At 65.9% G+C, this 21,088-nt stretch carries 20 protein-coding genes and 1 riboswitch; of the genes, 13 read left to right on the top strand and 7 right to left on the bottom strand.

Annotated elements, in window-relative coordinates; all coding sequences use genetic code 11:
• The first annotated feature begins 145 nt into the window (after positions 1 to 145).
• From VKZ87_RS14335 to VKZ87_RS14300, 8 genes are all read left to right on the top strand, one after another.
• Positions 146 to 1,765, top strand: coding sequence for an ABC transporter substrate-binding protein (locus VKZ87_RS14335; protein WP_324221944.1), 1,620 nt, complete (start codon positions 146 to 148; stop codon positions 1,763 to 1,765).
• A 69-nt stretch (positions 1,766 to 1,834) separates the two neighbouring features.
• On the top strand, positions 1,835 to 2,824 hold the full coding sequence (locus tag VKZ87_RS14330; protein WP_324221943.1) for an ABC transporter permease: 990 nt from the start codon (positions 1,835 to 1,837) through the stop codon (positions 2,822 to 2,824).
• A complete protein-coding gene (locus tag VKZ87_RS14325) occupies positions 2,821 to 3,756 on the top strand; it encodes an ABC transporter permease (protein ID WP_324221942.1) in 936 nt (311 codons plus the stop codon). The genes VKZ87_RS14330 and VKZ87_RS14325 overlap by 4 nt, the downstream gene beginning before the upstream one ends.
• A 6-nt stretch (positions 3,757 to 3,762) precedes the next feature.
• Positions 3,763 to 4,743 (top strand): ABC transporter ATP-binding protein, encoded by a 981-nt coding sequence (locus VKZ87_RS14320; RefSeq protein ID WP_324221941.1) that lies wholly within the window; start codon positions 3,763 to 3,765, stop codon positions 4,741 to 4,743.
• On the top strand, positions 4,736 to 5,779 hold the full coding sequence (locus VKZ87_RS14315) for an oligopeptide/dipeptide ABC transporter ATP-binding protein (protein WP_324221940.1): 1,044 nt from the start codon (positions 4,736 to 4,738) through the stop codon (positions 5,777 to 5,779). Before VKZ87_RS14320 ends, VKZ87_RS14315 begins: the two co-directional genes overlap by 8 nt.
• A gap of 149 nt (positions 5,780 to 5,928) precedes the next feature.
• Positions 5,929 to 6,774, top strand: coding sequence for a universal stress protein (locus tag VKZ87_RS14310; RefSeq protein ID WP_324221939.1), 846 nt, complete (start codon positions 5,929 to 5,931; stop codon positions 6,772 to 6,774).
• Between the two features lie 109 nt (positions 6,775 to 6,883).
• Complete coding sequence (locus VKZ87_RS14305) at positions 6,884 to 7,720, top strand: universal stress protein (protein ID WP_324221938.1); 837 nt, start codon at positions 6,884 to 6,886, stop codon at positions 7,718 to 7,720.
• Positions 7,721 to 7,789: 69 nt separating this feature from the next.
• Positions 7,790 to 8,488, top strand: a complete 699-nt coding sequence (locus VKZ87_RS14300; protein WP_324221937.1) for an alpha/beta hydrolase — start codon at positions 7,790 to 7,792, stop codon at positions 8,486 to 8,488.
• Here the strand turns inward: VKZ87_RS14300 and parE are convergent.
• On the bottom strand, positions 8,485 to 10,452 hold the full coding sequence (gene parE, locus VKZ87_RS14295) for a DNA topoisomerase IV subunit B (protein ID WP_324221936.1): 1,968 nt from the start codon (positions 10,450 to 10,452) through the stop codon (positions 8,485 to 8,487). The genes VKZ87_RS14300 and parE overlap by 4 nt on opposite strands.
• Positions 10,453 to 10,542: 90 nt before the next feature.
• Here parE and VKZ87_RS14290 point away from each other — a divergent pair, with 90 nt between their 5' ends.
• From VKZ87_RS14290 to VKZ87_RS14280, 3 genes are all read left to right on the top strand, one after another.
• Entirely contained in the window at positions 10,543 to 10,956 is a 414-nt protein-coding gene (locus VKZ87_RS14290; RefSeq protein WP_324221935.1) for an acyl-CoA thioesterase, read from the top strand.
• Complete coding sequence (locus VKZ87_RS14285; protein ID WP_324221934.1) at positions 10,953 to 11,486, top strand: hypothetical protein; 534 nt, start codon at positions 10,953 to 10,955, stop codon at positions 11,484 to 11,486. Before VKZ87_RS14290 ends, VKZ87_RS14285 begins: the two co-directional genes overlap by 4 nt.
• A 357-nt stretch (positions 11,487 to 11,843) precedes the next feature.
• Positions 11,844 to 11,996: a hypothetical protein gene (locus tag VKZ87_RS14280; RefSeq protein ID WP_324221933.1), complete on the top strand. Its 153-nt coding sequence runs from the start codon at positions 11,844 to 11,846 to the stop codon at positions 11,994 to 11,996.
• Between the two features lie 13 nt (positions 11,997 to 12,009).
• On the opposite strand, the gene VKZ87_RS14275 is transcribed toward VKZ87_RS14280, so the two are convergent.
• From VKZ87_RS14275 to VKZ87_RS14260, 4 genes are read right to left on the bottom strand one after another with little or no spacing between them, the layout of a single operon-like run.
• Positions 12,010 to 12,777: an ABC transporter ATP-binding protein gene (locus VKZ87_RS14275; protein WP_324221932.1), complete on the bottom strand. Its 768-nt coding sequence runs from the start codon at positions 12,775 to 12,777 to the stop codon at positions 12,010 to 12,012.
• A gap of 10 nt (positions 12,778 to 12,787) precedes the next feature.
• Positions 12,788 to 13,768 (bottom strand): iron ABC transporter permease, encoded by a 981-nt coding sequence (locus VKZ87_RS14270; RefSeq protein ID WP_324221931.1) that lies wholly within the window; start codon positions 13,766 to 13,768, stop codon positions 12,788 to 12,790.
• Complete coding sequence (locus VKZ87_RS14265; protein ID WP_324221930.1) at positions 13,765 to 14,583, bottom strand: ABC transporter substrate-binding protein; 819 nt, start codon at positions 14,581 to 14,583, stop codon at positions 13,765 to 13,767. Before VKZ87_RS14265 ends, VKZ87_RS14270 begins: the two co-directional genes overlap by 4 nt.
• Positions 14,584 to 14,631: 48 nt before the next feature.
• The gene (locus VKZ87_RS14260) at positions 14,632 to 16,545 is read right to left on the bottom strand and encodes a TonB-dependent receptor plug domain-containing protein (protein WP_324221929.1); all 1,914 of its coding nucleotides are present in this window, start codon (positions 16,543 to 16,545) and stop codon (positions 14,632 to 14,634) included.
• A gap of 123 nt (positions 16,546 to 16,668) precedes the next feature.
• Positions 16,669 to 16,865, bottom strand: a riboswitch (cobalamin riboswitch).
• Positions 16,866 to 16,952: 87 nt separating this feature from the next.
• On the opposite strand from VKZ87_RS14260, the gene VKZ87_RS14255 reads away from it, so the two are divergent.
• Positions 16,953 to 17,498, top strand: coding sequence for a GNAT family N-acetyltransferase (locus VKZ87_RS14255; protein WP_324221928.1), 546 nt, complete (start codon positions 16,953 to 16,955; stop codon positions 17,496 to 17,498).
• Positions 17,499 to 17,667: 169 nt separating this feature from the next.
• Positions 17,668 to 19,284, top strand: a complete 1,617-nt coding sequence (locus tag VKZ87_RS14250; RefSeq protein WP_324221927.1) for a sensor histidine kinase — start codon at positions 17,668 to 17,670, stop codon at positions 19,282 to 19,284.
• 9 nt (positions 19,285 to 19,293) lie between these two features.
• Here the strand turns inward: VKZ87_RS14250 and VKZ87_RS14245 are convergent, their stop codons facing one another.
• The gene (locus tag VKZ87_RS14245) at positions 19,294 to 19,605 is read right to left on the bottom strand and encodes a ferritin (RefSeq protein ID WP_324221926.1); all 312 of its coding nucleotides are present in this window, start codon (positions 19,603 to 19,605) and stop codon (positions 19,294 to 19,296) included.
• Between the two features lie 83 nt (positions 19,606 to 19,688).
• On the bottom strand, positions 19,689 to 21,088 hold a 1,400-nt coding region (locus VKZ87_RS14240; protein WP_324221925.1), incomplete at its 5' end, for a TrkH family potassium uptake protein.

The following is a 21,088-nucleotide window of genomic DNA, read 5'->3' as shown; positions in this document are numbered from 1 at the left end:
TTCTGAACAGGATGTTTTGTCGCACAGGCAGTAGACGGCCCGCTGCGAGCCGCCCTATGATCCGGAGCAACGCAGCGGACCTAACTGGTGGCGCTGGCGTCCAAATCTGCCCATAAGGGCTTCATGTCGGGAGAGGATAGGGGACATGCAACGAGGCAAGTTTTTGAAGGCAACGCTGTTCGCGGCCGTGGCCGCAGTCGCGCTGCTGGGCACGCAGCCGGTTTCGGCGAAGACGTTCAAGTGGGCGAATGACGGCGACGTGAACTCGCTTGATCCCTATGCCCGCAATGAAACCTTCCTGCTGACCTTCAATGCGAACGTCTATGAGCCGCTGGTGCGGCGCGATCGCAACCTGAAGCTCGAGCCGGCGCTGGCGGTCAAGTGGGGCCAGCCCAGCCCGACCCAGTGGCGCTTCGAGCTGCGCCAGGGCGTGAAGTTCTCCGGTGGCGAGAGCTTCACCGCCGATGACGTGGTGTTCTCCTACAATCGCGCCATGGGCAAGGGTTCGAACCTGGGCGGCAACTTCACCTCGGTGAAGGAAGTCCGCAAGGTCAGCGACTATGTCGTCGAGATCGACACCAAGTACCCGGATCCGCTGCTGGCCGACAAGCTGGCGCTGATCGGCATCATGTCGAAGACCTGGGCCGAGAAGAACAACGCCCAGTTCGCCGCCGACATGACCAAGAACGAGGAAAACTACGCCACCCGTCATTCGAACGGCACCGGTCCCTTCGTCGTGAAGGTGCGTGAGCCGGACGTGCGGACCGTTCTGGAGCCGAACAAGGGCTGGTGGGACAAGGCGGAGCATAACCTCACCGAGGTGATCTTCCAGCGCATCGCCAATGACGCGACCCGAGTCGCCGCCCTGCTCTCGGGCGAGATCGACATGATCTACACGGTTCCGCCGCAGGACGTTGAGCGCATCCGCAAGACGCCGGGCCGCCGCATCATCGAGGGCCCGGAAACCCGCATCGTGTTCCTCGGCTTCAACCAGCAGGTCGACGAGCTGCCGGAGTCGAACGTCAAGGGCAAGAACCCGTTCAAGGACAAGCGGGTGCGTGAGGCCTTCTATCGCGCCATCGACGTGGAAGCGATCAAGCGCACGGTCATGCGCGGTCAGTCGCGTCCCAGCGCGCTGATGGTCGGCGTCGGCCTGAACGGCTACGACAAGGAACTCGACGTGCGTCCGAAGTTCGATCCGGAGCTGTCGAAGAAGCTGCTGGCGGAAGCCGGCTATCCGAACGGCTTTGAAGTCGGCATGGATTGCCCGAACGACCGCTACATCAACGACGAGGCGATCTGCCAGGCGTCGGTTGCCATGCTGGCGAAGGTCGGCATCAAGGTGAACCTGCTGGCCCAGACCCGCGGCAAGTACTTCGCGAAGATCCTGCGCACCGCGTCGGACATCGAGAAGGCGCCGAACACCAGCTTCTACATGCTGGGCTGGTCGCCGGCGGCCACCTACGACGTTCACAACGTCCTGGAGTCGCTGATCCAGACTCCGAACGCGACCTCGAAGAAGGGCCTGTTCAACGCGGGCGGCTACTCCAACAAGCGTCTGGACGAGCTGTCTGACAAGATCGAGCAGGAGACCGACAAGGCCAAGCGCGACGCGATGATCAAGGAAGTCACCAAGATCTACGTCGAGGACTTCGCCTACATCCCGCTGCACCAGCAGTTCGTGGTCTGGGCGGCCAAGGACAACATCGACCTGCATCAGCCGGCGGACAACTACTTTCCGCTGCGTTTCGTGAAAGTAAAGTGACTGTCTGAAGGTCACGGGGACGGCCCAGGCCTGATCGCCTGGGCCGCTCTCTGTTTTCGGTAGAGCTCAATGATTGCGTTTATCATACGCCGGCTGATCCAGGCCGCCTTCGTGATGTTGGCGGTTGGTGCGATCGCCTTCGCGATGTTCAATTACGTCGGCGATCCGGTTGCGATCATCGCCGGACAGGATCTTCCCGCCGAGCAGCGTGTCGAACTGAGGAAATCCCTCGGGCTGGACGACCCGACGCCGGTGCGCTTCGCCCGCTTTGTCGGCAATGCCGTGCAGGGCAAATTCGGCCTCAGCTACCGCACGACCGAGCCGGTCGGCCGCATGATCGCCGACCGCCTGCCTGCCACGCTCGAGCTCAGCATCATCGCCGCCGCCATGGCGCTGCTGGTCGGCATCCCCATGGGGGTGTTTTCCGGACTGTATCCGCATCACTGGCTCAGTCGCGCGATGATGACGATATCGCTGGTCGGCATTTCACTGCCCACCTTCCTGATCGGCATCCTGCTGATCCTGATATTTGCCGTGATCCTGGGCTGGTTGCCGTCCTTCGGGCGTGGCGACACCGTGAAGATCGGCTTCTGGACCACCGGCCTGCTGACCGTCAGCGGCTGGAAGGCGATCATCCTGCCAGCCATCACGCTGGGCCTGTTCCAGATGACCCTGATCATGCGTCTGGTGCGTTCCGAGATGCTGGAAGTGCTGCGGACCGATTTCATCAAGTTCGCCCGCGCCCGGGGCCTCAGCAACCGCGCGATCAATTTCGGCCATGCGCTGAAGAATACGCTGGTGCCCGTCATCACCATCACCGGGCTGCAGCTCGGCTCCATCATCGCCTTCGCCATCATCACCGAGACGGTGTTCTCCTGGCCCGGCGTCGGCCTGCTGTTCCTGCAATCGGTGATCTACGCGGACATCCCGGTCATGGCCACCTATCTGGTGCTGATCGGCTTTCTGTTCGTTCTGATCAACCTAATCGTCGATATCCTCTATTTCGTCGTCGATCCGCGCCTGCGCAGCCAGGCCGCCAAGGTGGGAGGCGCGAAATGAGGCTTCCCACGGCACGGGTCATCGAATTCTGGCGCGCCGCGTCGGATTCCGATGTGTTCTACAGCTTCAGGCGGTCCAAGCTGGTGATGCTGTCGGCGGCGATCACGCTGCTCTTCTTCATCGCCGCGTTCGGCGCCTCCTTCCTTGCGCCGCACAATCCGTTCGATCTCGCCTCCCTGAACCTGTCCGACGCTTTCAAGCCGCCGGCCTGGGTGGAGGGCGGCGATCCCGCCTTCCTGCTCGGTACCGACGATCAGGGGCGCGATATCCTGTCCACCATCATGTACGGCTCGCGCACCTCGCTCAGCGTCGGCTTCGCGGCAGTGATCTTTGCCATGGTGCTGGGCATCGCGCTCGGCCTTGTCGCCGGCTATGTCGGCGGTGCGGTGGACGCCTTCATCATGCGCGTTGCCGACGTGCAGCTGTCCTTCCCGGCAATCCTGATCGCCATGCTGATCGATGGCGTGACCCGTGGCCTGATGGGCGCCGACCGTCACAATGAGTCGGCTCTGCTGGTCCTGATCATCTCGATCGGCCTCAGCTACTGGGTGCAGTACGCCCGCACGGTGCGTGGCTCGGTTCTGGTCGAGAAGAACAAGGAATACGTGCAGGCGGCCCGGGTGATCGGGTTGCCGGCGCCGCTGATCGCGATCCGTCACGTTCTGCCGAACGTGATGGGGCCGGTGCTGGTGATCGCGACGATCAACCTGGCGCTCGCCGTCATCACCGAGGCGACGCTGAGCTTCCTCGGCGTCGGCCTGCCGCCAACCCAGCCCTCGCTCGGTACGTTGATCAATGTCGGTCAGCAGTTCCTCTTTTCCGGCGAGTGGTGGATTACCATCTTCCCCGGTGCGGCACTCGCCATTCTCGTCCTGTCGGTCAACCTGCTGGGCGACTGGCTGCGCGATGCCCTGAACCCAAAGCTCCGGTGACAGATCATGACCAGCCCGAAGCTTCTTGAGGTCCGCAACCTTCGCGTCGAGTTTCCCACCCGGCGCGGCACCCTCGTCGCCGTGGACGACATCTCGTTCGATATCGCCGCCGGCGAAGTGCTCGGCGTGGTGGGCGAGTCCGGTGCCGGCAAGTCGATGACCGGCGCCGCCATCATCGGACTGCTGGAGCCGCCCGGCCGCATTGCGGGCGGCGAGATCCGTCTCGAAGGCCGCCGGATCGACAACCTGCCCTATAACGAGATGCGCCGCATCCGCGGCCGGCAGATCGGCGCCATCTTCCAGGATCCGCTGACCAGCCTCAATCCGCTCTACAAGGTGGGCGATCAGCTCGTCGAGACCATCCTGACGCATCTGCCGATGAACCGGGAGCAGGCGAGGGCGCGCGCCGTGCAGCTGCTCGAGGATGTCGGCATTCCATCGCCGGGCGAGCGCGTCAACCATTATCCGCACCAGTTCTCCGGCGGCATGCGGCAGCGCGTGGTGATCGCGCTGGCGCTCGCCGCCGAGCCGAAGCTGATCGTCGCCGACGAGCCGACCACGGCGCTGGACGTGTCGATCCAGGCCCAGATCATCCAGCTGCTGAAGCGGCTGTGCCGCGAGAAGGGCACGGCCGTCATGCTGGTCACCCACGACATGGGCGTGATCGCGGAAACCGCCGACCGTGTCGCCGTCATGTATGCCGGCCGCATCGCCGAGATCGGTCCGGTGCAGGACGTGATCCAGCGGCCGCATCATCCCTATACGGTCGGCCTGATGGGAGCCATTCCCAGCATGGGCGTGAAGGTCGAGCGGCTGACGCAGATCAACGGCTCAATGCCGCGCCTCAATGCCATCCCGAAGGGCTGTGCGTTCAATCCGCGCTGCCCCAAGGTATTCGACAAGTGCCTGGTCGATCGCCCTGAGCCGATGCCGGCCGGGCAGAGTCTGGCCGCCTGCTGGCTGGTGAAGGAGCCGGTCCATGTCTGAGACGAAGTCCTCCGTCCCGATGCTGCGGGTCACGAACCTCAAGCGCAATTTCGACGTTTCGGCGCCCTGGCTGAACCGGGTGCTGGAAGGCAAGGGCAAGACGATCGTCCGTGCCGTCGATGGCGTGAGCTTCGAGATCAACCAGGGTGAGACCTTCAGTCTCGTCGGCGAATCCGGCTGCGGCAAATCCACCGTTGCCCGCCTGATCGTCGGCCTCTACGAGCCGAGCGAAGGTTCGATCGTCTTCGAGGGCACCGAGATCGGGCCGGCGTCGCAGCGCGCCAAACACCCGGAAATCCAGGCCCGGATGCAGATGATCTTCCAGGATCCCTACGCCTCGCTGAATCCCCGCTGGCGGGTTGGCGACATCATCGCCGAGCCGATCCGGTTCAGCGGCCTGATGAAAGGGAAGGGCAAGGCGGCGCTGGATGCCCGCGTCGGCGAATTGCTGACGCAGGTGGGGCTGTCGCCGCAGGATGCGCGCAAGTATCCGCACGAATTCTCCGGCGGCCAGCGCCAGCGCATCTCGATTGCGCGCGCTCTGGCGGGCGAGCCGGAATTCCTCGTCTGCGACGAGCCGACCTCGGCGCTGGACGTTTCCGTGCAGGCGCAGATCCTCAACCTGATGAAGGACCTGCAGCGCAATCTGGGCCTGACCTATCTTTTCATCAGCCACAATCTTGCGGTCGTGTATCATGTCTCCGACAAGGTCGGCGTCATGTATCTCGGCCGTCTCGTGGAATGGGCCGACACGGCAACCCTTTTCAGTCGGCCGCTGCATCCGTACACGCGCATGCTGCTGGACGCGATTCCCGATCTCAACATGTCCGGCCGTCAGCGCACGCCGGTGGCGGGCGAGGTGCCCAGCCCGCTCAATCCGCCGCCCGGCTGTACCTTCCATCCGCGCTGCCCGCTGGCCAACGAGCGCTGCCGTCGCGAGGTGCCCAGGACGCTGCCGGCTCCGGGCGGCGAAGTGGCCTGCCATGCGGTCGAGGAAGGCCGGCTGCCACCCTGGAAGGCGCAGGCTGCGGCCTGACGTCACAACTTGACTTGTAACACGCGGCCAGGACGCTACATTGCAATAGGGGCGTTCTGTCTGTTTGCGTAAATCATCTGCACTTCCGATAAATCGGTCGATGTCGCCGGGGGAATAAGCGGCACGGCCATAACAAAGGAGGCCGGGCGATGAGTTACCGCGATGTTGCCGTTCATCTTACCCTCGATCCGCGTAACGAGATGCGGACCAGGCTGGCGATTGCGCTGGCGCGGCGTTTCGGCGCGCGGGTCAGCGGGCTCTATACCGTGCCGCCGCCGAATGTGCCCTACTACATGGGCGAGTATATCCCCACCGAACTGATCCAGAAGCAGATGGACGAGGCGCAGCGCGCCTCGGTCGGCGCGCGCGAGGCGTTTCTCGCCACCTGCAGGGATGCCGGCATCGAGCACCGCTGGCTGTCGAGCGACATGGCGCCGGTGGAGGCTCTGCGGCTGGGGGCGCGGGCAAGCGACATCGTCATCGTCGGCCAGCCTGATCCCAATCCGAGCGACCCGGCCTCGATCCCTTACGGCACCGATGTCCTGCCGCATGAACTGGCGCTGCAGGCCGGACGTCCCGTGCTGGCGGTGCCCTATGCCGGCGAGTTCGGCGAGATCGGCCGCAATATCCTGGTCGCCTGGAACGGCAAGCGCGAGGCAGCGCGCGCGGTGCACGATGCGATGCCGCTGCTGCGCAGCGCCGAAACCGTGCATCTGCTGGTGGTTGCCCCGGAGAAGAAGGGGCGCACGCCGCTCGCCGACATTGCCGAGCATCTGCAGCGGCATGGCGTCCGGCTGCAGTCGGCCATCGTTGACGGCAACGGCAGCGGACAGCGCAAGGTCGGGCAGATCCTGATGGCCGAGGCCCAGGGTCGCGGCGCCGACATGATGGTGATGGGCGCCTTCGGCCATTCGCGCCTGCGCGAGATGGTATTCGGGGGGGTTACGGAAACCGTCCTGTCGGGCATGACTTTGCCGGTCCTGCTCAGCAACTGAAACTGCGCGGGCGCGGTTCTCTGCCACTGCGCTTGACGCAGATCAAGGACGGAACAGCTTTCCGGCCGCAGCATGGCCGGGTCGGAACCGATCGGCGAAGGGAGATATTATGGCCTACCGCGACATCATGGTGCACCTGACCGAGGACCCGCGGAACAGCGTGAGAGTCGAGGCCGCGATTAAGCTGGCGCAGCAGTTCGACGCGCATCTCACCGCGCTCTACACCCTGCCGCCGCCGCAGCATGTCTACTACATGAGCGAGTTCATCCCGGCAGAGGTAATCCAGCAGCAGGTCGATGAGGCCAAACAGCGCTGCGAAAAGGCCAGAGAGGCGTTCGAGGCCGCGGCCCGGCGCGAGAACGTCAAGACGGAATGGCTGCAGAGCGAGCGGCTTCCCGTCGAGGCGGTGGAAGTCTGCGGTCGCGCCTTCGACCTGATTGTCCTCGGCCAGCCCGATCCGGATCCGAAGGACCCGATGGCGGTGCCGGCGGGCGTCGACGTCCTGCCGCACGAACTGGCGCTGCGGGCCGGCCGGCCGATCCTGACCATTCCCTATGCCGGCAACTTCCCGGTCATCGGCAGCCGCGTCATGGTTGCCTGGAACGGCAGCCGCGAGGCGGCGCGCGCGGTGCATGACGCCATGCCGCTGCTGACCCGCGCCAAGCATGTCACCGTGTTCGGCATCAATCCCGAAGGCAGCCGGGGAACCCCGGGCGCCGATCTGGCACGGCATCTCGCCCGCCACGGCGTCACCGTGGAGATCGCCCATACCGTCGCCGACGATATCGGCGCGGGAGACGCACTGCTGTCCGCCGTGGCGGACCGCAGCATCGACCTGCTGGTGATGGGCGCCTATGGCCATTCGCGCCTGCGCGAGGTGGTGTTCGGCGGCGTCACCGAGACGGTCCTGCGCAGCATGACCGTGCCGGTCCTGCTCAGCAACTGAGCCGGGGGTAGTCGATCCGGGGACGGAGCGCTAACATCACGCGTTTCTCAACGCGTGAAAGGATTCGCCATGCGCGAGCCGCTGGTGCTCGTTCCCGGCCTCTTGCTGACCGACGATTTCTGGCGCGAGCAGGTGGCGCGGCTCTCCGATGTCGCGCAATGCATCGTCCCCTCGGGCCAGTATGACCATGACAACGTCGCCGACATGGCCCGTGCCGTGCTGGCCGAGGCGCCGGAGCGCTTCTCGCTCTGCGGCCTGTCCATGGGCGGTTATGTCTGTCTGGAGATCATGCGCCAGGCGCCGGAACGGGTGACGCGTCTGGCCCTGCTGGATACCTCCGCGCGGCCGGATTCACCGGAGCAGACCGAGCGCCGGTCCGGCTTCATCAAGCTGGCGAGGATCGGCCGCTTCAAGGGCGTCACGCCGCAGCTGCTGCCCTTCCTGGTGCATCCCGACAACGTGAAGAACCAGGCCATCGTCGATCGGCTGATGGCCATGGCCGAAACGATTGGCCGCGACCGCTTCATCCGTCATCAGGAAGCCATCATGGCGCGGCCGGATAGCCGGCCCGACCTGCCGAATATCAGGGTTCCCACCCTGGTTCTGTGCGGGCGGCATGACGCGCTGACCCCGGTCGAGGTGCATGAGGAAATGGCGCGGCTGATCCCCGGCGCCGAACTCGTCATCATCGAGGAGGCGGGCCACCTGCCGCCGATGGAAACTCCGGACCAGACGGCGGCCGCGCTGCGCAACTGGCTGAAGCGCTAGACGTCGATATCGGTCGCGAAGGCCGCGCGTTCCTGGATGAACTGGAAGCGCAGCTCGGCCTTGCGGCCCATCAGCCGCTCGACCAGGTCGTCGGCCTCCCTGGCTTCCTCCACCGGCACCTGGACCCGCAGCAGGGTGCGGTTCTTCGGGCTCATGGTGGTTTCCTTGAGCTGCGCCGGCGGCATCTCGCCGAGACCCTTGAAGCGGCTGACCTCGACCTTCTTGCCGCCAAATACTTCCTTGATCAGCCGGTCCTTGTCGGCGTCGTCCATGGCATACACCGTCTTGCCGCCATGGGAGAGGCGGTAGAGCGGCGGCTGCGCCAGATAGAGATGCCCGTGCTCGATCAGCTTCGGCATCTCACGGAAGAAGAAGGTCATCAGCAGAGACGCGATATGGGCGCCGTCGACATCGGCATCGGTCATGATGATGACCTTGTCGTAGCGCAGGTTTTCCTCGCGATACTTGCTGCCGGTGCCGCAGCCGAGCGCCTGGGTGAGGTCGGTCAGCTCCTGGTTCGCCGCCAGCTTGCCCGAGCCCGCCGAGGCGACGTTGAGGATCTTGCCGCGCAGCGGCAGCACCGCCTGAGTGCGGCGGTCGCGCGCCTGCTTGGCCGAACCGCCTGCCGAGTCACCCTCGACGATGAAAATCTCCGACCCGCTGGCCGCTTCCTCGGAACAGTCGGCCAGCTTGCCGGGCAGGCGCAGCTTGCGGGTCGCCGACTTGCGACCGACTTCCTTCTCGGCGCGGCGGCGCAGGCGGTCTTCCATCCGCTCGACGATGCGGTTGAGCAGCGCGTTGGCATGCTGCGGCGCGCCCGCCAGCCAGTGGTCGAAATGGTCCTTCACCGCCGCCTCGACCAGCTTCTGCGCCTCCACCGTGACCAGCTTGTCCTTGGTCTGGCCCTGGAACTGCGGTTCCTTGATGAAGACCGACAGCATCGCGGTGGCGCCGCTGATGATGTCGTCCGCGGTGATGGACGACGCTTTCCGGTTGCTGGTCAGCTCGGCGTAATCCTTGAAGCCGCGCAGCAGGGCGGAGCGGAAGCCGGCCTCGTGGGTGCCACCTTCGGGTGTCGGCACCGTGTTGCAGTAGGAGTTCAGCCAGCCTTCGTCGATCTCCTGCGGCCAGTGGATCGCCCATTCGACCTGGCCGCGCTCGCCCGCCAAGGCCGCGCGTCCGGCGAAGGGCGTCGGCGTCACGGTCTGCTGGCCCTCGAGCTGCGCGGCGAGGTAATCCGAAAGCCCGCCCGGGAAATGCAGCACGGCTTCCGCCGGCGTGTCGTCGCCGGCGGCGATCAGTTCCGGCGCGCATTTCCACTGGATCTTCACACCCGGATAGAGATAGGCCTTCGAGCGCGCCATCTTGAACAGCCGCGCCGGGCGGAAATGCGCGCCCTTGCCGAAGATCTGCTCGTCGGGATGGAAGATGACGGTGGTGCCGCGGCGGTTCGGCGCCGGGCCGACCTTGACCAGCTTGGTCTGCGGATTGCCGCGGGAATATTCCTGCCGCCAGAGCTCGCGGTCGCGCGCCACTTCCACGACCAGGCGGTCGGACAGCGCATTCACCACCGAGATGCCGACGCCGTGCAGGCCGCCTGCCGTGGAATAGACCTTGGACGAGAACTTGCCGCCGGAATGCAGCGTGGTGAAGATCACTTCCAGCGCCGACTTGGTCTTGAACTTGGGATGCGCGTCGACCGGAATGCCGCGGCCGTTGTCGCTCACCCGCAGCGCGCCGTCGGCCTGCAGTTCCACCTCGATGCGGTCGGCATGGCCGGCCACCGCCTCGTCCATCGAATTGTCCAGCACCTCGGCGAACAGATGATGCAGGGCGCGTTCATCGATGCCGCCGATATACATGCCGGGGCGGCGCCGCACCGGCTCGAGACCCTCAAGAACCTCGATGTCCTTGGCGGTGTAATCGTTGCCGCGCCTGCCTGTCGACTGGAACAAGTCGTTCATACTGCTCACTGATTCGGATTATGGGGTGACTCGCAATGGCGCCGCAGTATAGTGGGGGGGCGTAACTGCCTCAACCGACTGGGTCCGGGAATGACGACGACCGCACAGGCCGCCAGCCGCGGCGAACCGGTAATCCGCACCGCGCCGATGCCCGCCGACATGAATGGCAACGGCGATATTTTCGGCGGCTGGGTGCTGAGCCAGATGGACATCGCCGGCGGCATCGTTGCCGCGCGGCGCGCCCAGGGCCGCGTCGCCACCGTCGCGGTCGATGCCATGACCTTCCACCAGCCGATCAAGGTGGGCGACGTGGTGTCGATCTACGGTGAGGTGATCCGCGTCGGCCGCTCCTCGATGGCGGTGAAGCTGGAGACCATCGTGGCGCGCCGGCTCGATCCGACCGAGATCAGGGTGACCGAAGGCGTCTACACCTATGTCGCCATCGACGAGAATGGCCGGCCAAGACCGGTTCCGCCGGAAACAGCCAGAACGGAGATGGCGTGAAGAGACCGCCGAAAACCGTGCCGCCGGGCGTGCCCGGCCATCACTGGGCCGCCGACGAGATCGTGGCGCCGGGCCTGATCGCGCTGAAGGCCTGGTATGACGAGGCGTGCGGCGCCGGCAGTGCGGCGGAGCGCCGGATGGTCGCCTTCGATGCCCTGCCGCCGGTGGAAACCCTGCCGGGCGTCAGCGACCTCGCCATCGTCGAGGTGCGCGGCGACGGCAGCTTCCGCTACATCGCCAGCGGCGAGGGCTACCGTCGCACGGCTGAGGTGGGCGGCGGGCCGGGGCTCGTGCCGGGTCCGGACGGCGTCGTGGTCGAGACACGGTCGGTGATCCGCCAGCATTTCGGCCTGGCGATCGCCCAGCGCGGCGCCTTCCATGTCAGCGTCACCCGCTGGGACGGGCCGAAAATCCTTCAGTATGACCGGCTGATCCTGCCGCTGGACGACGGCACCGGCGGACCCGAGGGCGGCGAGATCACGCACCTTCTGGTTGGCGAGGCCTTCCTGCGCCTGGCCAAACCGGGCTGAACCCGGCGCCTCTTTTTGCTCCAAGTCTCTGGAATGTCAGGCTCGGTCGGGGCCTGCAGCGAGCCAGTTGCAGCCTGTTGGGAGCCAGTTCGATCCCGTTCGATGCCAGTTGAGTCCCGTTGAGGCCAGTTCAGTCCCGTTGGAAGCCAGTTGAATCCCGTTGAGTCCCGTTGAATCCCGGTCCATCACACGTGCTGCGGGTGTGCGCCCATGCGGGGGCTGGCCCCCGGGCAGGGAGGCAACGCTGCGTATGAAACGATGGCCAAGAGCGGAAGGAGAAGCTAGAACATATCACGAACTATCGTTGAGGTCAAGCCTGCCGTTGCCGTTGCGGCATGGCCGGCCTATCTGCCGGCCATGAAGATCCCAAACGCCTTCGCGATGGCAATCGCTGTGGCAATCGGCGTCGCCATCGGCTCGCTGCTCGGCAACGTCACGATGGGCATCGGGATCGGCCTGGCCCTGGGCATCGCTGCGGGTACGCTGTCCAGGAAACGGGATGATCGCTGAACGGCGCGCCGCGCTAGATCCGCTGCTTCGGTATGACGAAGGGGGCTGCGTCGCCGCCGCGCTCGACGGAGACGCGATAGACCGCCGCAATATGGTCGTCGCTGAGAACCTCATCAGGACGACCGTCGGCGATCAAGCGGCCATGGTCGAGCAGGACCAGCCGGTCGCAGAAGCGGGTCGCCATCGTCAGGTCGTGCAGCACGACGACGATGCCGGCGCCGCGCCTTGCCGTTCTGCCGAGCAGTTCCATGACCTGGAGATGATGATAGGGATCGAGGGCCGCGCCGGGCTCGTCGGCCAGCAGGATCTCAGCCTGCACGGCCAGCGCCCGCGCCAGCAGCACGCGGCGCTGCTCGCCGCCCGACAGGGTGTCGAAACTGCGGTCCCGCAGATGCAGCACGTCCGCCTCGGTCATCGCCTGCGCAATGGCGTCGCGATCGGCGGCGGAAAGGCCGTTGAAGCGCCGCCGGTGCGGCAGCCGGCCCAGCGCCACGATAGCATCGACCCGCAGCGGCCAGTGAACGATGCTGCCCTGCGCCAGATAGGCGATCTGCCGGGCGAGCGCTTCCGGTTCCAGGCTCGTTGCGGCCCGGCCATCGATCAGGATCTCTCCGGCTGACGGTTCGGCCAGACCGGCCAGCAGGCGCAGCAGCGTGGTCTTGCCCGCGCCGTTAGGACCGATCAGGCCCAGCACTTCGCCCTTTGATACGGCGAGGTCGATGCCGGCGAGGATTTCGGCTGCGCCGACGCCGTACCGGATGCCGCGTGCTTCTATCTTCATGTGTCACCCGTCATGCTTCTTTCCGGCGCAGGCGCCAGATCAGCGAAAACAGGAAAGGCGCACCGATCAGGGCGGTGACGACGCCCAGCTTCAGTTCCGGCTTCACCATGCTCGCCCGGATCAGCAGGTCGGCGGCCATGGTCATGGCCGCGCCGCCGAGACCGCTGACGACCAGCAGGCGGCTTGGTTGGTTTCCGACGAAAGGCCGCAGCAGATGCGGCACCACGAGGCCGACGAAACCGACGGCGCCGGATACCGCCACCGAGGCGCCGACGGCAATGGCGCTGCCGGCTATCAGGATGCGCTGCAATCCGGTGATGCGCACGCCGAGCGAGCGGGCGGTGTCCTCGCCGAGGCTGAGCGCATCCAGCGCGCGGCCGCGGCTGAGGATCAGCAGCCAGCCGATGATCATCAGCGGCGCGCCGAGCCAGACATGATGCAGGCTGCGGTCGGCCAGCGAGCCCATCAGCCAGTACATGATCTCCAGCGCGGCATAGGGATCTGGCGCGAGGTTCAGCGCCAGCGCCGTCATGGCGCCGGCGAAACTGTTGATGGCGACGCCGGCCAGGATCAGCGCGGTGGTGGTCGTGCCCTTGCCGGACAGCCGGAACAGCAATACCGCGGCCAGTAGGGCGCCGGCGATGCCGCCCAGCGGCAGGGCCAGCGAGAAGGCGCCGGCCAGTCCTGAATAGAACACCACCACGGCGCCGAAAGCGGCGCTGCCCGAAATACCGAGCACGCCGGGCTCGGCAAGCGGATTGCGCAGCAGGCCCTGCATCGCGGCGCCCGCCAGACCAAGGGTGAAGCCGACGAAAAGTCCCATGACAGCGCGCGGGAAGCGCAGCTCGGCGAGGATCAGCGCGGCGGAGGTCTGCCGGCCGGCGAGCAGGTCACCGAGCGCGGCGGCAAGATCGAGAGGCGCGTAGCCGACATCCAGCGAGACGGCGAACAGCGCCAGCATCAGCGCCACGAGAGCCGAGACCAGTTTCATGTCGGCCCGACCGCCGCGGTGAGGATTTCGATGGCGCGGATCAGGTCCGGGCCGGCGCAGGTCCAGTATTTCGCGGGCAGGAAGATCAGCCGCGTCTGCGTCAGCCGCCTGAGAGCGGGATGATGCAGCACCTCATGGGCGGCGGTCGGCATCTGTCGCGGCTCGCCGTCAAAGATGATGAAATCCGGCGGATGGCTGATGATGACCTCGATCGGAATCTGGCCGTAGCTTTCCCAGCCCATTTCGGCGGCCAGATTGCGCAGCCCGGCATGGCGCAGCACGTCGGTCGCCAGCGACTCCCGGCCGACCGTGAAGCCGTTCGGCCGGTAGATGATGGCGGTGGGCGAGTCAGGCGTCGCGGGGCGCGCCACCTGCCGCAGGCGCCGTTCGATATCCGCCGCCAGCGCCTCGGCGCGCGCGGACTCCTCCAGCAGGGCGCCAACCTGCCGGATCTGCGCCGTGACGCCCGCCATCGAGGTCGGCGCATCGAGCTCGTGGAGCGGAAAGCCGAGCTGCTTCAGCAGGGCCACGGTATGCCGCGTCGTGTGCCGGCCGGCCAGGACCAGATCGGGCGAGACGCCGGCGATTTCCTCCGCCAGGCCGTAATTGGCGGGAAAGGCGCGCGCCATCGCCGCGATGGTCGATCCCCGTTCGGCATGGGAGAAGCGGGTCACCGTGCGGATGCGCTCTGCATCGGCGAGGCGGATCACCAGTTCGTCCGCGCACTGGTTCATCGACGCGATGCGCGCCGGCTTGCCGGCGGCGGCAGGCGCGGCGAGCAGGGCGAGCAGGGCGAGGGCGGAGAGGCGCTTCATGGATCCCGGAAGGCGGCGGCAGGATCGGTTCCCGCCGCCGTCACCATACTAGAACGTCGCCCGGACGCCGACATAGCCGGCGCGGCCGAGGGTTTCGTAGGTGTAGACCTCCTCGTATTCCTTATCGAGCAGGTTTTCGATGCGGCCGTAGATCTCGACGGCATCCGTCACCTTGTAGGCGGCGCCGAGATTGACCAGGGCATAGCCGTTCAGGGTGATCCGGCTGGCATTAGCACCGAAGCCGGTCGAGTAGTCGTTGTCGACCCGGCGGCCATTATACAGGACGCCGAGATTGACGCTCGTGCGGTTGTCGGCGAAGCGGTAATGGGCGTTCAGGCTGGCCATCTGCGAGGGGCGGCGGGTCAGCTGCTCGCCGGTCTCCGGCGCCTCGGTCTTCATGTAGGTGTATGAGCCCCGCAGCGTCAGACGGTCCACCGGCCTGGCGGCGACCTCGAGCTCGATGCCGCGGATCCGGGATTCACCGTCGACGTTGGAGGCAGAGGTGGCGCCGGTCTCGATCAGGTTGTCGATCCGCTGGTCGAAATAGGTGGCACCCACCTGTACCTTACCGCCCAGCAATCCCTGGTCGACGCCGACATCCCAGCCGCGGGATTCCTCCGGCTGCAGGTTCGGGTTGCCCTGGTAGGTCGCCGTGAAGCCGTAGAGTTCGGACATGGTCGGGTTCTTCACGCCGGTGCCCCAGCTGGCGCGCAGCTTGGTATCGCTGTCGGGGAACAGGTAGGCCGCCGTGGTGCGGTAGGTGCGGGCATCCTCGAAGCGGTCGTTCTGGTCCTGACGGACGGCGCCGGTGAGGAACAGCCGCTCGAACAGGCCGATTTTGTACATGCCGACGAAGCCGGTGCTGTCGATCTCGCGCGTGGTGCGCGGCGTCGTGAAGCTGGAGCGGAAGGTTTCGTTTTCCTTTTCGGCGAGGAAGGTCAGGGTGTGGCTGGCATTGGCGAAGGAAGGCGTGTCGAACAGCAGATTGGTCTGGTAATCGAATTTCGTTTTCTCGCCATGATTGGAGCCGTCGAAGGCGCCGGTGCTGTTGCTGTCGCTTTCCATGTAGGCGGCGCCGAGGATGTGCTCCCACCGCCCGTCCAGCAGCGCCAGCTTGCCCTGGCCGCGGCCGTAGATGTAGCTGCCGCGCGTCCGGTCGTCGCTGTCGGCAGCGGCCGATGCCGGGAAATCGTCGTACTCGCCGTCGAAATAGGTGTAGCGCCCGACGAAGTCGAAGCTCAGGATTTCGGTGGGCGAGACGCCGAATTTCGTGAACAGCGTCTGATTGTCGTAACGGTCGTTCTCGCGGTTGCCGGCTTCCTCATTGGCCTTGGAGATGCCGCTGGTGCGGTAGTCGATGCCGCCGAGCATGAAATGGTAGCGCTCGCCGCCGCCGCGCACCGATGCGTTGGCCTGGTAGGTGTTGTAGGACCCCGCCTCGAAGGCACCGCTCACCACCGGCTGGCCGGCGCCGCGCCGGGTGACGATGTTGATCACGCCGCCGGCGGCATCCGAACCATAGAGCGCGCTCTGCGGACCGCGCAGAACCTCGATGCGCTCGATATCGGCTGCCAGCAGATGGGCGAAATCGAAATACGATCCGAGTGCCGGATCGTTCACCTCGATTCCGTCGATCAGCACCAGGGTCTGGTTGTTCTCCGAACCGCGGAGGTAGACCTGCGTTGTGCTGCCGACGCCGCCGCTGCGGCTGATCGCCACGCCGGGCACCTCGCGCAGCACGTCGGAAACCAGCTGCGTCTGGCGCTGGCGCAGTTCCGCGCCGTTGATGATGGTGACGGCGCTGCCGACCTCGGCGGCCGGCGTCTCGACCCGGTTGGCGGTCACCGAAACCAGCGGCAGATGGATCGGCTGCTCCTGGGCCATGACGGGCATGGCGACGAGAAGAGCGGGGATGGAGGAGGCGCGGAGCAGATCCGCGACGGAAACAGCAGAACGGGCCATGGAACACCTCATGCGGCAGGCCTGTGGCACGTCACCGCGAACGAGGTTTGCTCTCTGAAGCCCGCACGAGGCGGAGGGCAACAGGTCGCACACCCACCGGTTCACCCTGCCCGATGTGATCGCGTGTGACCACGAGTGACGGCAGGTCTCCTGGCTTGCGGGTCTGCGCTGTCCGTCGCCTTCCCAGCGCCTGGCGGCACCAGTGACATGTTGACGGACGACTCTCCGCTTACAGTTGCAGGGGCAGCCGCGGCCTTGGGTTTCCCCGCACCGCGTTCCCAGTTAGGCCCCGAATGGGCACCGTCGCGGGGGAAGCTGCCAGCGGCGCCGCCCCCTGTCAATTGTCGCCGCCGGAGTCGGCGATCCGTTAACTTGTGCCGGGGGCGGGAGGCCGCTATCACCTTGCCATGCCACAGACGCTTCCCCGACTCGAAACCGACCGCCTCATCCTGCGGCCGCCTCTGCGCGAGGATCTCGACGCCTGGGCCGAGTTCGCGGCCGACGAGGAAGCCCAGCGCTTTCTCGGCGGCGTGCAGCCGCGCGGCGCCGTCTGGCGCTCGCTCTGCGTCATGCGCGGCGCCTGGGATATCGAGGGCTTCTCGATGTTCTCGGTGATCGAGAAGGCCAGCGGACGATGGATCGGCCGGCTGGGTCCCTGGCGGCCGGACGGCTGGCCGGGCGACGAGATCGGCTGGAGTCTGACGCGTTCGGCCTGGGGCAGGGGATATGCGACGGAAGGCGCTGCGGCGGCCATCGACTGGGCCTTCACCCATCTGGGCTGGCGCGAGGTCATCCATTGCATCGATGCGAGGAATGAGCGATCGAAGGCAGTGGCGCGCCGGCTCGGTTCGCGGTTTCTGCGCTCCGCCATGCTGCCGCCGCCATTCGATCAGCAAACCGAGATCTGGGGCCAGAGCCGCGAGGAGTGGCAGGCGCGCTGCGTCAGTGGCTGAAGGCCAATGGCAGCCAACTGCCGACTGTGCCAGCAAATGCGTTCGCCCGGCATGTTTTCCTGGGACAAAAGGGGCCCGGCGCCGAAAACCGTAGCTATCCCCCCGAAATAGGCTAAGGTGGTGCACGCCTTGCGGTCTGTAGGGCTCTGCCCCTAACCGAAGGATTCCGATGCCCTGGCGTACACGCAACTACGCGCCGCCGCTTAGACGCCTGCGCTTCGGCCTTGTCGTCGTACCGATCATTGTGGCCGCCGTCTGGGCTTGGCAATCCTGGGATTCCAAATACGACAACGCCGTCAAGCTGTCGCGCCAGAATGCCGCGCTGATCAGCGAGTACACCCTGCGCTCGGTGCAGAACCAGCTGCTGCTGCTGAACCAGGTCGACCAGCTCGTCACCGACAATCCGGAGATCGGCGCAGAGGATCTGCATCGCCGCATCCGCGCGCTGGACCTGAGTTCGGGCCAGACCACCAGCATCGGCGTGATCGATGCCAATGGCGATATCATTGCCGGCAGCCGCACGTTTCCGCTGCGGGTCAATTTCGCGCATCGTGAATATTTCAAGGCGCTCCGGGATGGCCAGTGGCCGGTATTCATCGATCGCGTCGTGCAGTATCCCAGCCAGCGCGACACGCTCACCGTTGCACGCCGGCTGAGCGGGGACGGTTTTCGCGGCGTCGTGACGGCATCTGCGGAGACCCGGCTCTTCGCCGACTTCCTGGCCGGCATGAGCGCAACCGGCGATGCCACCGCCTTTCTGCTGCGCGCCGACGGCAAGCTGCTGGTGCGGCCGAATCCCGACGATCCGGCCTTCATGATGCTGCCCGACGGACCGGTGATGACCGCGCTCGCCACCGCGGAGGCCGGCTTCTTCTACGGTCCCGGGCGCATGGATGGCATCGGGCGTATTTATGCCTTCCAGAAGATCGGCGACCTGCCCCTCTATGCACTGCACGGCTTCTCGCGGCGGGGCCTCCTGCAGGCGCTGGCGATGGAGATGCTCCCGGTCCTCGCCTTCCTGGTGCTGTTCTCGGTGCTGGGCTATGTGGCGCTGATGGCGCTGGTGCGTCGGGTCGAAGCGGAGCGGGCCTGGCGCGAGGCGGAGTTCGACCGCCAGCTGCTGAGGGATGCGCAGCAGATGGCGGAGCTGAAGGAAACGATGCTCAAGGAAATGAGCCATCGGGTGCACAACAATCTGCAGATGATCCAGGCGCTGATCCAGCTGCGCCGGCGCAATCCCGGCGATCCTGCCGCCATGCTGCACGAGATCGGCCAGCGCATCTGGGCGATCTCGGAAGTCCACACCCTGCTTTACAACACCACTGCCGACCAGCAGCTCGACATGGGCACCTTCCTGCGCACGATGGTGAACAACCCGAGCATCGTGCCGCCCGAGCAGGCCATCACGGTGAACTGCCATGTCGACAAGGTGGAGATCGGCCTGCGTCAGGCGGTGCCGGCGGCGCTGATCGTTCTGGAGGCGCTGACCAATGCGCTCAAGCATGCTTTTCCCGGCGACCGCGGCGGCGTCATCGAGGTCACGCTGCGCCGCCACGGCACGGAAGCCGAGATCATCGTCGCCGATGACGGCGTCGGCATGCCTGACATCCGCATGCGCAATTCGGGCATGAAACTGAACCAGAATCTTGCCGCGCAACTGCACGGCGAGCTGGAAATCTCCGCCCGGCACGGCGGCGGCACCCTCGTTCGGCTCCGCTTCCCGCTGGAACCGGATGAGGGAATCCGGTCCGAGCCGTCGCAGTCACCGGTCGTCGCCGCCTGGTAGCAGCCGCTCTCAGTCCTTGTGGCCGCCCTCGGCTTCCGCCCTGGCGATATCCTTCTCGGTGAAGAGATACTCCTTCAGCTCGCGGTCGAAATCCTCGCTCTGGCGGCGCAGCCATTCCAGCACCATCGCTGCATGCTCGATCTCCTCGCGCATGTTGTGCAGCAGGATCGCCTTGAGCGCCGGATCGTCGCAGTCGTCGGCGCGCTGCTGGTACCAGTCGGCGGCCTCCAGCTCTTCCATCAGCGACACGATGGCCTGGTGCATGGCGAGCGTCTTGGGGCGCAGGCGTTCGCGCGGCGCATGCAGGTCTTCACTCGACATCGGGGGCATCTCCTTACCTTGGAAAGACGCCCATTCAAGCGGCAAAGCCGTGGCGGCGGTGTGACAAGTCGGAGCGCCGGGGCTCAGCTGCGCCAGAAGGCGCGGGTGAAGGGGATGAAGAGCACGAGGATTTCCAGGCGGCCGGCCAGCATGCCGAAGGCCATCAGCCATTTGACCCCGTCCGGCAAGGTCTGGAAGGTGCAGCAGGGGCCGATTGAGGGTCCCAGGGCGGGGCCGACATTGCCGAGGGCGGATACCGCAGCGCCGAGGCTGTCGCGGAAGTCGAGGCCGAACAGCGCGATGGCCAGTGTCAGCGCGGTGAGCAGCAGCAGATACATGAAGATGTAGGTGGCGACGCCGGCACGCACGGCATCGGAGATGTTCTCGCCGTTATAGGTCACCCGGAAGGTGCCGTGCGGGTAGATCTGCCGGTGCAGCTGGGCGCGCAGCATCTTGAACATGGTGAAGATGCGGAAGACCTTGATGCCGCCCACCGTGGAGCCGGTGCAGCCGCCGACCAGCATGAGCAGCAGCGCGACCGCTTCGGCGAAACCGCCCCACAGTGCGTAATCATGGCTGGTGAAGCCGGTCGTCGTGATGGTGGATACCGTCACGAAGGCGGCCTCGCGCAGCGCCTCCCAGAAGCCGGCATCGGACTTCGCGATGCGCCAGACCAGAAGCAGCAGGATGGCGCCGCCGATGATGCCGAGGAAGGTACGGACCTGGTCGTCCCGCCACAGCGTTTCCGGCCGGCCGTAGATGGTGACGATGTAGAGGCCGAAGGGAATGGCGCCCAGAGTCATGAAGATGACGCTGATCCATTCGATCGTCGCGCTCTGGAAGAAGCCGATGCTGGAATCATGGCTGGAGAAGCCGCCGGTCGCCACCGCCGACATGCCATGGCCGATGGCGTCGAAACTGTCCATGCCGGCCAGCCAATAGCAGGTCGAGCAGATCACCGTCAGCACGGCGTAGATGATGGCGATCTGGCCGACCACCTCGCGGATCCGCGGAACGAATTTGGCGGAATTGGGCGAGAGGTCGAGGTTGAAGAGCTGCAGGCCGCCGATGCGCAGGAAGGGCAGGGCCAGGACGGCGATGGTCACCACGCCGAAGCCGCCGATCCATTGCAGCAGGAAACGCCACAGCAGCAGGCCGCGCGGCAGCGCGTCGAGGCCGAGCAGGACGGTCGAGCCGGTGCTGGTCAGGCCCGATACGGCCTCGAAGGTCGCATCGGCCAGCGTCAGCTGGAGTTCGGACACCATGAAGGGGATCGCCGATACCAGGCTGATGGTGATCCAGGTGGCCGGCAGGAGCAGCAGGGTTTCGTTAAGATTGATCTGTATGCCGCGATTATAGGTCGCGATGGCGATGCCGGTCCCGATGAACAGCGTACCCGCGGCACAGGTCAGGAAAACGATGTAATCCTCATGACCGTCGGCCAGATCGACCAGAACCGGTGCCAGCATGGCGAGACCGAAGC

The organism is Ferrovibrio sp. (assembly GCF_035304305.1).
GTDB lineage: Bacteria > Pseudomonadota > Alphaproteobacteria > Ferrovibrionales > Ferrovibrionaceae > Ferrovibrio.
This window is presented reverse-complemented; position numbering and strand designations above follow the sequence as displayed.